This is a genomic window from Fulvivirga lutea (assembly GCF_017068455.1).
Classification (GTDB): Bacteria; Bacteroidota; Bacteroidia; order Cytophagales; family Cyclobacteriaceae; genus Fulvivirga; species Fulvivirga lutea.
The window spans coordinates 3,322,348-3,334,506 of record NZ_CP070608.1 but is presented as its reverse complement, the minus strand read 5'-3'; the positions used below and the strand labels follow the sequence as shown (position 1 = coordinate 3,334,506).

Sequence of the window (12,159 nt, the reverse complement as noted above, 5' to 3'; positions counted from 1 at the left end):
GGATCATCCAGGGGTGCACACTAAATAGAAAAAACTATCTTTTTATTTTTGTCTTACAGATTCTAAACTTTTTATAAGGCTAGGTTCGTTAACTTCTTTCAACTCCTGAATCTCTTCAGAATTCTGTTTGATGTCGTAATAATTGCCTTTGTAGAACAAATAGAGAATCTTTCCTTCAGAAGAATTGAATTCCAGGATTTCATACAATCCTTTATCAAATGAGCCAAATAAGTAAAGTTTGCCTTCTTTAAGTTGATAATGGAAATCGTATTTCCTCTTACTGTCATCAACACTAATATCAATTGAAGATGGAGCTATTGAAGGCTTTTCTTCCAACCCAGATACAGGTGCTACTTCTTCGTCTGATTCTTCTTCAATTTCCAAAGGCTCAACAAGCGTAGGTTTATGTATTTCAGGTTTTCTTATTTCTGCCTGTGAAGAAGCATTCTTAGAAATGCTTTGTGTTTTGTCCAGCACTTGTTTTTCTTTTCCTGCAATTGACTCTTCTAGATTATTATCAGTTTCATCTTCAGAGTTAGCTGGAAGAAGATTTTCAATAGGCTCAGAAATTTCTTTTGGAGCCAAAATCTCCTGCGTATTCTCACTTTTCGTTAAGGTAAAATAAGAAACAGTAGCAATTAAGGCCGCTCCACTGATGATAGCGACAAGTTTTGTAACGGAAATTCCCTCAGACATACCTCCTGCACCAACGGAAACAGCATCAAGCTTAGCTTTTAATTCAGCCTTTCTTGCACTCTTGATACCTTCTATAATATCAGAATGGAAATCAAATTCCTTTTTTAGATCGGGCTCTGCGTTGAGCCTTTTAATAAACGTCTCTTTATCAACTTCACTCAACTCCCCGTCAAAGTAGGCGTTAATTAATTCTGTGTTTTTCATATATCTTAATCCAAAAAGTCTTTCTCTGAATACAGAGATTTGACCAATTCATCCAATTTTTGTTTGCACTTATATTTCTTGGTTTTAGCGGTATTAGTATTAGCAAAACCTAGTTTATCGGCAATATCTTGCATGGATAAACCATCGAAATAGTAATACATTAAAACTTTTCTGCATGTATCGCCCATTTGGTTAATACACTCATTTATTAGTTTGGCTCTTTCTTCTTTGTCATGCTCCTGATATTCAACAGAATCTTTTTCTTCAGAAGAAAGCCTCCTTTTTCTATCTAACTCTTTGCGCCAGAGATTTTGGCAAATACTATAGATATACGTACTTATTTTCGAAGTCAACGTTAAGTTTCCACTTATTGACTTTTGCCAAAATACAACAAGAGCTTCCTGGTATATATCCTTGGCCTCTTGCTCCGTGCCACTATTTTTCATGACCATTTGGGTCATCATTCTGTAATACTTTTTATACAGAATTTCCAGAGCTCGTTCATCTCCCTTACATATCTTTTCGAATATATCCTTTTCGTTCATGGAGCTCTTCGTTTTATACAATTTGTTTATTGGAGGTAACCAAGGTGTTTGAAGTGATTCTACTTTTATCGTTTAAGCGGTAAATATTCAAGATAGATTGAATTATAAGCCTTTAATTGTAACGTTCCCATGTTTGTGTTCGATAGAAAAAGCCCCAATAGCCACGCACGTACAATTTATCGTTTTCCAGCCAAATTTTACATTTATAAATCTTTCCTTCGTCTGGTTTAAGAACAGTACCTCCGGCATATTCATTTCCATCCTTTTTAAGATTTTTCATAATTTCCATACCAATCACCTTTTTATTGTAGCGAGGGTCATCGGTAGGGCATTTGTCACAAACCGGATCGGGGTCTAAACCTTCACGGTCGAATAATTTCACAATTTTACCGTAAATGGCACCGTCCTTTTCATAGATTTCAACAACGGATTTAGCTTCGCCAGTTTCATCATCAATTGTTTTCCACTTGCCAGTTACCTCAGTTTGGGCTGAAGCCGCTGAATAGCAGAATAATACAATTAAAGTGAGAGTGAGTGTGTTGATTATTTTCATAGTATTTAATCAAGTATAGATAAATATATTCAATTACCTATAAACATAAAAAGCCCCATCGATGATGAGGCTTTTAAATAATGTATTTTTCTAACTATTAGTTAGATGCTTCAGCCGTGATCTTTCTTGTTAATTTTTCAGCCTTCGGAGCATCTGTGGTTAGTTCTACTGAATTTTTTGTTGCTTCTAAAGCTTCTTTATCAGTTGTTTCACCATGACCTTTTCCGCTTATTTGACCTAAGATAGGTGCTATCACTAAGCCTACAAGGCAAGTTAACTTAATTAAGATGTTCATAGATGGACCAGATGTATCTTTGAATGGATCACCAACAGTATCACCAGTAACAGCCGCTTTGTGCGCATCAGAACCTTTGTAAGTCATTTCTCCGTTGATCATAACACCGGCTTCAAATGATTTTTTAGCATTGTCCCAAGCACCACCGGCATTATTTTGGAAGATAGCCCAAACTACACCAGAAACTGCTACACCTGCCATATAACTGCCTAAAGCTTCAGGCCCCATTACAAAACCAATTATAATTGGAGTAATGATTGTAATTGCGCCCGGCAACATCATTTCTCTTAGGGCAGCTTTAGTAGAAATTTCTACACATTTACTATAATCAGGCTTGCCCGTTCCTTCCATGATACCTGGAATTTCTTTGAACTGACGTCTTACTTCCATTACCATGTCCATGGCGGCTTTACCAACAGATTTCATAGCTAAAGCTGAAAATACAACCGGAATCATACCACCTATGAATAAAGCAGCTAATACATCAGCTTTAAATATGTTGATTCCGTCAATTCCAGTAAATGTTACATAAGCAGCAAATAATGCAAGCGCAGTAAGTGCAGCAGATGCAATAGCAAACCCTTTACCTACAGCAGCAGTAGTGTTTCCTACTGAATCAAGAATATCTGTTCTTTCTCTTACTTCAGCTGGGCATTCACTCATTTCAGCAACACCACCCGCATTATCAGCAATTGGTCCGAAAGCGTCAATAGCTAACTGCATTGCAGTAGTAGCCATCATGGCAGAAGCTGCAATAGCAACACCATAGAAACCAGCCAATTCGTACGATCCCCAGATAGCAACAGCAAATAGAATTACTGAAGAGAACGTTGAGATCATACCCGTTGCTAAACCAGCAATAATGTTAGTAGCTGCACCAGTTGAAGAGTTTTGAACGATATCCAAAACAGGTTTTTTGCCTAGAGCAGTATAATATTCAGTGAAGTATGAAATTAAGTAACCTACACCAAGACCAACAAGAGTTGCGTAGAACACATGTCTGCTTGGAATATTGAATGTTCCTTCACCAAAAAATTTCATACCAACAATAGTTTCAGGAAGCATCCAATCGATCAGAAACCAACCTGCTATTGCAGTTAATATGATAGAAGTAATATTTCCAATATTTAATGCTTTTTGAACTTCAGCTTCTTTTGCTGTATTGTCTTTTACACTTACTAAGAATGTTCCAATGATTGAGGAAATAATACCAACACCAGCGATCATGATTGGAAGTAGGATAGGGCCCATTCCATTAAACTCTTCAATTACTAGCCCTGCATCTGCCATATCTTTGATGATGTAGTTACCTAATACCATTGAGGCTAATACTGTCGCCACATAAGAACCGAAAAGGTCAGCTCCCATACCAGCAACGTCACCTACGTTATCACCTACGTTATCGGCAATAGTAGCAGGGTTTCTAGGATCATCTTCAGGAATACCAGCTTCTACCTTACCTACAAGGTCGGCACCTACGTCAGCAGCTTTGGTGTATATACCACCGCCAACACGTGCAAAAAGTGCAATTGACTCTGCGCCTAATGAGAAGCCTGCAAGTGCCTCAAGAACTACTGTCATTTCATTGTAGAATGAATCTGCACCAGTAACGAATGAAGCAACGAATATTAAAAAGAATAAGCTTAATCCTAATACAGCTAAACCAGCTACACCTAAGCCCATAACTGTTCCACCACCAAATGATACTTTTAGAGCTTGAGGAAGACTTGTTCTGGCAGCTTCTGTTGTTCTGGCGTTAGCCTCAGTAGCTATTCTCATTCCAATATTTCCGGCAACAGCTGAGAAAATAGCTCCTATTACAAAGGCAGGAACAATCATCCAACTTGTGGTATCAACAACAGTTGATATACCAAACAATGCAATTGCTGCTATAACAACGAAAACGGCAAGTAACCTGTATTCTGCACTAAGGAATGCCAAAGCACCATCCTTAATGTTTTTAGAGATTTCCTGCATTTTCTCATTTCCTGGATTTTGTTTTTTTACCCATGCCATTTTAATGAGCATGAATACGAGTCCCACAAGCGCAAGACCAATCGGTACGTAGATCAAATTATCCATTGATAATAGTTTATAAATTGTTTTGATTTTAAAATGAAAAAGGGCAAAAAGCCCCTTTGCTAAAAGCGGCACAAATATAAAATAAGAAACCTTATTTTAAAACATTCTAGGTAAAACATGCGCAATTGAAAGGCTGTTACAAAAACAGCTTTTGCAGGTTACCCCAAAGTAATTTCTTTTCAGCAACATTATTTTGAATCTCTCCCAAGCTGTTTGCTTTATGAATTTTAATGCCCGAAAGTTCGGTTAGTTGATAATTGCTTAGGTCTGGAGTACTTTCTAATGATCCAAATAAAAGCACTTTGGTGGTGTTGAATTGAGTTAATTGCTCCAGAGAACATTGATTATTCGCTAAATTAATAATAGCTACATCTGATAAAGACAAGTTTACCGCTGACAGAATTTTTAATAAAAACTCTTCATCCTGATTTGAAATATGATCTTCAGAAGGGTAGTTGACTAGAATCGTAATATGCTTATTATTTTCACCTTTATAAGATGAAGGCCATGAAATATCTTTGGTGACAGGTTCATCCGAAGTGCTGGTTTCAAGCTCTTTTTTGTATTCAGTTTCAGGTTCTTTGAGAGCTTCTTTTTGCACTTCAGGACGATCTATGATATATAGATCATCATCAAAAACGTAATTTAAAAAGGCCTTATTTTGCATTTTGCTCAAAGTCAAATAGTGATTTCAATTCATTGGCTTCATTGGGTTTCATTCTGCCTGCCAGAACTAATCTCAGCTGCCTTCTTCTTAATGCACCTGCATAGTACTCTTTTTCTTCATCAGTTTCTGGTGTAGCTTCAGGCACATCAATTGGTCTGCCGGATTGGTCTACAGCTACGAAAGTGAAATAAGCAGAGTTGCTGGCAAATTTTCTGCCGCTAGGTATATCTTCGGCTTCCACTTCAATTCTAACCTCCATAGATGAACTGAATGCTCGTGTAACTTGCGCTTTAAGGGTAACCACATTGCCTAGTTGAATGGGTTTGCCAAAAGATACATTGTCAACAGAGGCTGTTACAACTATTCTATTAGAGTGCTTTTGAGCTGCGATGGCGGAAACAATATCCATCCAATGCATCAGGCGGCCACCCATTAGATTATTTAAAGTATTTGTATCGTTGGGTAACACAAGCTCAGTCATTGTTACATATGACTCACTTACATTTTTCACCTTTTTTGCCATCATTTTATAGAATTAGTTTTTCCAGCCTTGTTCGCCAAGCAAAGGTACAAAGCTGAAATAATCGAAAGTTTCTTTTTTGATTTTTTTATCTTCTTTCTTAATGATTCTGAGCATTTTCTGCTTTTGCGAATCACCTACTGGAATAATTAAAATACCGTCTATTTTAAGTTGATTTATAAGTGCTGTTGGCACGGAAGGAGCACCTGCAGTTACAATTATCTTATCGAAAGGTGCTTGTTTTGGTAAACCCTGCGAACCATCACCAAAATAGAATTTGGGCGAATAACCCATTTTAGGAAGAAACTTTCTAGTTCGCTCGTACAGGTTTTTATTGTACTCAATTGTATGAACTTCAGCTCCCATTTCCATAAGCACACTTGCCTGGTAGCCTGAGCCGGTACCTACTTCCAAAACTTTATCCCCGGGTTGTACTTCTAATTTTTCACTTTGGAATGCAACAGTGTAAGGTTGTGAAATAGTTTGACCTTCGCCTATGGGAAATGCTTTATCCTGATAGGCGTGGCCTACAAGTGCATTATCAAAAAAGTAGTGCCGTGGTATTTTACCAATGGCATCTAAAACTTGCTGATTTGTAATGCCTTTTTCTTTGAGCACTCTTACGAGTGACCTTCTCATACCTTTGTGCTTGTAACTGTCTTCCATTCTTAATTGCGAATATATGGCATCATTAAATAAAACGACATAAAAATAAATATGCTAAAATAATTAGTTAAATAATTTGCTTAATTCTATATAATGACTCATATTGCTAATAAAATTAGCTTTATGAATTATAAACTAAGTTTAAAAAGTAAGAGACTCGTATCCGGCAAATGCCAGGTGAAGTTTGTTGTTTCTGATAGTAAAACTGACTTATTATACGGCTATGTGCTTTCGGAAGCAGGGGCCACTCTTAAAGATGTGGTAGGTAAAATTGAAACGGAAGTAAAATTAACTCAGAGTTCAGACCAGATATATCATAATCATTTATATAATTTGCATTCAAAGCAGCAGCCGAGGGATATACTTATTTTTAAAAATTAGATGACACTGATTAGCGATAATATTAAGTTTTTAAGGAAGAAAATTGGTCTTACACAAGAGCAATTTGCAGAGCGAATAGGGATTAAGCGTTCTTTGGTTGGAGCTTATGAAGAGGGAAGGGCCGATCCCAGAATAACCAATCTGATTAACATGGCTCAGGTTTTTGGTACGAGTGTGGATATTCTTATTAATAAGAATGTGATGAAGCTATCAGAGGCAGAGCTGAATACAAGCAATTATAAGCGTGGTAAGGAAGTTCTGGCAATAACAGTTGATTCTGACCAAAGAGAAAATATTGAACTAGTACCTCAGAAGGCAGCAGCAGGATATTTAAATGGATATGCAGATAGGGAATATATTGAAGAACTGCCAAAGTTTAAACTGCCCATTCTACCAGAAAATGTAACCTATCGTGCCTTTGAAATAAGTGGTGATTCAATGCTGCCTATTTTACCAGGCACAATTATTATTGGTGAGTATATTGATGATATTAGAGATATAAAAAATGGTAAAACATATGTGCTCGTAACCAAAACAGAGGGCATAGTATATAAAAGAGTATTTAACTATATAAAAGATAACGGAAAGCTATTCCTCGTTTCTGATAATAGAAATTATTCCCCTTACCAGTTAGATATTGAAGATGTTTTAGAGGTATGGGCCAGTAAGGCCTATATAAGTGTTCAGTTTCCTGATTCAAATTCTTCGAACGAAGTTTCAACAGAGCAGCTAGCTTCCATTGTACTTGATTTACAAAAAGAAATTGTGAAACTAAAAGAACAACAACCTAAGTAGTTATCCCAATTTCCTAACCATTGTCAGCTTATCTATTTTACCAGATTCAGTGAGAGTAAATTGTTTGATAAAGAATATCTCTTTAGGACATTCATATTTATCCAAATGGTTACTCAATAGTTCATTAATATGATTTTCAACTTCTTCTCCCTCTATTAGCAAAACAACTTTCTCACCTAATTTTTCATCAGGAAGCCCAGCAATAAAGAAAGACCTAGAATAGCCGGCTTCATTCAATATTGTGTTAATCTTACTTTCGAGTTGCTCAGACTGAATTTTTATTCCTCCTGAGTTTATCACATTGTCGTGTCGGCCTAACCATTCAAATTCATTTTCTGAAATGATGCTTACTACATCATTTGTGATAACATCCTTATTGTCAGTAACGGCACCATTAATAATAAGGCAACCACGATTATCCTGCCTCACTGATATATTGCTCAAAACCCTGTAGTAATTATCAAGAATAGGACTTATTTGTTTGAGAGCGATATGTGAAACGGTTTCTGTCATTCCGTAAGTTGAATAGACCTTGTTTTTCAATAAGGAAACGCTTTTTATGTCACTTTCACTTAATGGAGCCCCACCAATGATTACCTTTTCAATTAGCTCTAAATTAGGTTTAGCTGATTTAAGTAGTTCATGGATTTGCAATGGTACGAAGGCTGCAAAATGAATCTTTTCTTTAATACTCTTGAGAGGATTAGATGATGGTTCTCTGACAATCAGATTCATCTCATTAATGAGCGACCTCACGATCATCATTGTTCCTCCAATAAATTGTGGTTTGATACAAAGCAGAGCGTTTGTATGTTTTTTTAATCCCAGAAAATTAATTGTGGCAATGGCGCTAGCCTCAATCTGACTTTTTTTAATTGTAATTGTTTTGGGCTTACCTGTAGAGCCAGAAGTTTGAAATTTAAATTGTTGGATTCCTTTATTCCATGATGCTATGAATTCTTTAATGTAGGCCTCATTGTCATTTAATGGTTTGTATTTATCGAGCTCATGAATGGCAACTCTAGTACCATTAAAGTCTATAAAGTCCATTAAATGTTTTTCAAGTCTCTTTCCAGCCTGTCAATAATGAAATCCTTTACTTCCGAAGGGTGATAGGCTGCTGCTACTTTTTTAACAACTCGAAGTGTGATGTCCTTCAATTCTGGAGTAAGTACACTTTTGTGTATTTTGAATTCGTGAATAGCATCATTGTAGGCATGCTCAAGTGAGGGGTGAACCTTTTCATCTAATATTTCGAACCTACTTTCTGCTGACCAGGCATTGAATTTCAGCTCTGCTTCAATAATATCATAAAAGGCTTTTTTCTCATCCAGTTGTGTGCCATCGCCAGCTTTAGCTATTACATAGGCCAATTCTCCTATTGCTCTGTAAATTTCATTGTGCTCTAACATAACTAAATCTTTATAAGCAATATATCATTTTAACTTGTTATATGCAGCTTTAAACTCCTGCAAAATTTGTTTATCGTTTACCGAGTCGCTTTCAATTTCTAAAATTTTAGGAGTTCCGTCATCTTCCAACAGTCTCTTTATATAGTTATTGATCTTACTCTTCTTATCACAAAGGAGATACTCAATGCCAAATTCTTCAGCCAAGTGCTTCGCAGTGTTTTTCTGATTAGTTACAAAATACTCATCAACTTCTGGTGTGTTTGAAGGGCCATTAATCATTCGGAATATACCGCCTCCATGGTTATTCAGCACCAAAGCCCTAAAATTAGAATAATCGTAATTATGCCAAAAAGCATTACGATCATATAGAAAGGCCATATCTCCGCTGATTAATAAATTTATTTTGTTGGATGCCATAGAAGCTCCTATAGCCGTACTCGTACTACCATCAATACCGCTTGTCCCTCTATTACAGAAGACCGTAATATCTTTTTGGTCAGCTTTTATTCCAATAAAATTAGCATATCTAACTGCCATGCTGTTGGCTAAATGGAGGTTTACAGAGTTTGCTTGGCTCAAAACTTCTCTAATCATGGAAAACTCTGAAGGAAAAGCTTGCGGGAAGAAATTATCAATATGCCTTTGAGTTTTTCGCTCCTCTATTTGCCATATATGATAGTAATTCTCTTGCTTTTGATTTTGGAAATCTTCGCTTGATTGAGAATCTATCAGTACTTTGAGAAATTCCAATTCTTCGCCATGGATAATCCTCGTTAACGACTTATATGTATCTGCCACATCACCAGCTTGTTGAACATGCCAATGTTCATCAGGTTGGTTTTTCCTCAGCATGATTTTTAAATTCTTAGATAGTATCGACTTGCCAATGGTGATAAGTAAATCTGGCTTTAAACTCTTATCCAGACCTGATTTATCTGATGATAGAAACACATCTGAATGGGTTACTGCAGATTCAATACTGTGAATATTTGAAATAATATCGCCTACCACTGGTATTTTCAATTCCTTACTTACTTGTTCTAAGAAGCCCAGTACTTCAGGTGTATATTGATTTTGGCCACAGATAATAAGTTTTCTTTCAAATTTTAAAAGCTCATTTTTAAGAGAGTCAATCTGAGTATCGGTAAATACCGGGTTTACACTTTCACTCTTAATTATTTTTGTCTCAGGATACTCAACTGTTTCGGTAGTGTAAAGCGGCTCTCTGAATGGGAAATTAATATGAACAGGCCCTTTTGGGTATTGATTTGCTTCAATTATTCCTTCATTCACCTGACGTTGTAAGTACCATTGAGCATCTTCTGAAGATAAGTCGGCTTCAATATTATACGATCTCTTCACATGGCGTCCGTAAACATTTTCCTGGCGAATGGTTTGTCCATCAAGCTGGTCGATCCACTCGGGCGGTCTGTCAGCTGTTAATATCAGTAGTGGAATTTGCTGAAAATAGGCCTCCGCTATAGCAGGGTAGTAGTTCAATGCAGCTGATCCGGAAGTGCAAATAAGAGCAACCGGTTTGTTGAGCTGTTGTGCCATACCCATTGCCACGAATGCAGCGGCTCTTTCATCAGGTATAACTTTGCACTTGATCTTTTTGTGCCTCGCAAATGCAAGAGTTAATGGAGCACTACGAGATCCTGGTGAAATCACAGCATGTTCAATATCATGTTTTGAACATATTTCTGCTACAGAAAAAATATGTGGATAATTCAAATTGATTTAATTACGTTAAGAAGCGTATTCATTTTTAGCTCAGTTTCTTCCCATTCTTTTTCAGGGTTGGAATCTTCGGTTACACCCGCTCCGGCAAAAAAAGTAATACAGTTATCTTCAATTTTAAAACACCTTAGATTTACAAACTGAGCTGTACGACCACCAATATTAACAGGCCCAAGATAACCACTATAGAACTCTCGATCATACCCTTCCTTAGCCAACAAAAATTCCTCTGCTGCTTTTAAAGGCATACCGCAAACTGCAGAAGTAGGATGTAAAAGCTTCAACATAGTGGTACCCAACTCAGGAAAGTTTGTTTCTTTCATGTTTACGGTAAATTCCGTTTTCAAGTGAATTAGGTTGCCAGCCTTAACAGTTTTAGGTCCATGTTCATCAAACTCTCGCAACCTAATTTTTTTAAAACAATTAATAATATATCTGCTAACAAGGGCTTGCTCCTCTATTTCCTTTTGTGTCCAGGCGGTATCAGCTAATGTTTGATTTTCGTTAAACGATTGAGTTCCTGCCAACGAAACAGTTTTAAAAATATCATTCTCAACTTGAATGAGTAATTCTGGAGTGGCTCCAATCCATATTCCAGACTTTGAGGTATAGGTAAGAGAGATAAATGCTGTTGGGTAATTGCTGACAAGTTGATTAAAATACTGGCCATAGTTGAACCTCCCATCAAAAGTTATTTTTCTTGACCTTGAAGGCACTACTTTAACAAGCTTACCAGCTTTAATTTCGTTAACTGACTCCTCAACTAGTGATTTGTAATTATCTGAAGTCTCTGTGTCTGGTCGTAAATGAAATTCATTGTATTCTGTATCTTCAAAATTATGTAGATACTCAATAAACGATTCCGAACTTTTGCCCTCACAATTCACAGAAATTGCGTCAGAATTCCATTGAATGTGTAATTCTCTTTTAATAAAGACTTTTTCTTTCGAATTATTGAAAGGTGCGAATAAAAAGCCACTTTCACTCGTCTCTAAATCAATATCAGATATGAGGTTGGTCTGATTGAAATCTACTATTAAGTTGATTTCTGAAGATTTGGGTTCTTTCCAAAAAGCAAAATTGATATTTATATTCCTTAAAGCATTAATACACGCATTAATTGCCTTTTGGTAGTCAATGATAAGGTCTGTATTTAAATCTACCTGCTTCACTTCTTCTCTAAAATAGCTATTGTTATTCTAGATATACAAACAAGTTTACCCTCCTCGTTTGTTATTTTGATTTCCCATATGTGGGTAGATTTTCCAAGGTGAATGGGTGTTGTAACTCCATATACCCATCCGTCTCGGACTGATCTGATATGATTTGCATTTATCTCTAGCCCCACACAATAGTATTTATTACTATCTACACTACAATGTGCTGCAACGCTTCCAAGGGTTTCAGCAAGAACAACACTTGCTCCTCCATGTAACAGTCCATAAGGTTGATGGTGCCTGCTGTCTACGGGCATTTTGGCTTTTATAAAATCACTGCCTACCTCAACGCACTCAATATCTAAATGTTCCATTAAGGTATTTTTAGACATTGCATTAATGGATTCTACAGTTACTGAAGGATTAAATTTCATTCTTCGTCAAAT

The 12,159-nt window shown here is 36.5% G+C and carries 14 protein-coding genes; 2 read left to right on the top strand and 12 right to left on the bottom strand.

What is annotated here, in order from left to right:
- Positions 1 to 42: 42 nt before the first annotated feature.
- The 7 genes from JR347_RS14800 to JR347_RS14770 all read right to left on the bottom strand — a co-directional run bounded on the left by JR347_RS14800 (position 43) and on the right by JR347_RS14770 (position 6,228).
- Complete coding sequence (locus tag JR347_RS14800; protein WP_205721366.1) at positions 43 to 900, bottom strand: anti-sigma factor; 858 nt, start codon at positions 898 to 900, stop codon at positions 43 to 45.
- A 5-nt stretch (positions 901 to 905) separates the two neighbouring features.
- Positions 906 to 1,445, bottom strand: a complete 540-nt coding sequence (locus JR347_RS14795) for an RNA polymerase sigma factor (RefSeq protein WP_205721365.1) — start codon at positions 1,443 to 1,445, stop codon at positions 906 to 908.
- A gap of 112 nt (positions 1,446 to 1,557) precedes the next feature.
- Entirely contained in the window at positions 1,558 to 1,998 is a 441-nt protein-coding gene (locus tag JR347_RS14790; RefSeq protein WP_205721364.1) for a DUF2147 domain-containing protein, read from the bottom strand.
- A gap of 97 nt (positions 1,999 to 2,095) precedes the next feature.
- The gene (locus JR347_RS14785; RefSeq protein ID WP_205721363.1) at positions 2,096 to 4,375 is read right to left on the bottom strand and encodes a sodium-translocating pyrophosphatase; all 2,280 of its coding nucleotides are present in this window, start codon (positions 4,373 to 4,375) and stop codon (positions 2,096 to 2,098) included.
- A gap of 136 nt (positions 4,376 to 4,511) precedes the next feature.
- Entirely contained in the window at positions 4,512 to 5,042 is a 531-nt protein-coding gene (locus tag JR347_RS14780; RefSeq protein ID WP_205721362.1) for a DNA polymerase III subunit psi, read from the bottom strand.
- Positions 5,032 to 5,565, bottom strand: a complete 534-nt coding sequence (locus JR347_RS14775; RefSeq protein WP_205723926.1) for an acyl-CoA thioesterase — start codon at positions 5,563 to 5,565, stop codon at positions 5,032 to 5,034. The genes JR347_RS14780 and JR347_RS14775 overlap by 11 nt, the downstream gene beginning before the upstream one ends.
- Positions 5,566 to 5,577: 12 nt before the next feature.
- Positions 5,578 to 6,228, bottom strand: coding sequence for a protein-L-isoaspartate(D-aspartate) O-methyltransferase (locus JR347_RS14770; RefSeq protein ID WP_205721361.1), 651 nt, complete (start codon positions 6,226 to 6,228; stop codon positions 5,578 to 5,580).
- Positions 6,229 to 6,351: 123 nt separating this feature from the next.
- Here JR347_RS14770 and JR347_RS14765 point away from each other — a divergent pair, with 123 nt between their 5' ends.
- Both JR347_RS14765 and JR347_RS14760 read left to right on the top strand, forming a co-directional pair.
- A complete protein-coding gene (locus JR347_RS14765; protein WP_205721360.1) occupies positions 6,352 to 6,609 on the top strand; it encodes a hypothetical protein in 258 nt (85 codons plus the stop codon).
- The gene (locus JR347_RS14760) at positions 6,610 to 7,404 is read left to right on the top strand and encodes an XRE family transcriptional regulator (RefSeq protein ID WP_205721359.1); all 795 of its coding nucleotides are present in this window, start codon (positions 6,610 to 6,612) and stop codon (positions 7,402 to 7,404) included.
- Here the strand turns inward: JR347_RS14760 and JR347_RS14755 are convergent, their stop codons facing one another.
- Genes JR347_RS14755 through JR347_RS14735 form a run of 5 tightly spaced genes read right to left on the bottom strand, consistent with a single transcriptional unit; the run spans position 7,405 to position 12,147 of the window.
- Positions 7,405 to 8,454 (bottom strand): AMP-binding protein, encoded by a 1,050-nt coding sequence (locus JR347_RS14755; protein ID WP_205721358.1) that lies wholly within the window; start codon positions 8,452 to 8,454, stop codon positions 7,405 to 7,407.
- Complete coding sequence (locus JR347_RS14750; protein WP_205721357.1) at positions 8,454 to 8,816, bottom strand: hypothetical protein; 363 nt, start codon at positions 8,814 to 8,816, stop codon at positions 8,454 to 8,456. The genes JR347_RS14755 and JR347_RS14750 overlap by 1 nt, the downstream gene beginning before the upstream one ends.
- 24 nt (positions 8,817 to 8,840) lie before the next feature.
- Complete coding sequence (menD, locus tag JR347_RS14745; protein ID WP_205721356.1) at positions 8,841 to 10,550, bottom strand: 2-succinyl-5-enolpyruvyl-6-hydroxy-3-cyclohexene-1-carboxylic-acid synthase; 1,710 nt, start codon at positions 10,548 to 10,550, stop codon at positions 8,841 to 8,843.
- Positions 10,547 to 11,728 (bottom strand): isochorismate synthase, encoded by a 1,182-nt coding sequence (locus JR347_RS14740; protein ID WP_205721355.1) that lies wholly within the window; start codon positions 11,726 to 11,728, stop codon positions 10,547 to 10,549. Before JR347_RS14740 ends, menD begins: the two co-directional genes overlap by 4 nt.
- Positions 11,725 to 12,147 carry a hotdog fold thioesterase gene (locus JR347_RS14735; RefSeq protein ID WP_205721354.1) on the bottom strand — a complete coding sequence of 141 codons (423 nt, stop codon included), beginning with the start codon at positions 12,145 to 12,147 and terminating at the stop codon, positions 11,725 to 11,727. Before JR347_RS14735 ends, JR347_RS14740 begins: the two co-directional genes overlap by 4 nt.
- Between the last annotated feature and the right edge of the window lie 12 nt (positions 12,148 to 12,159).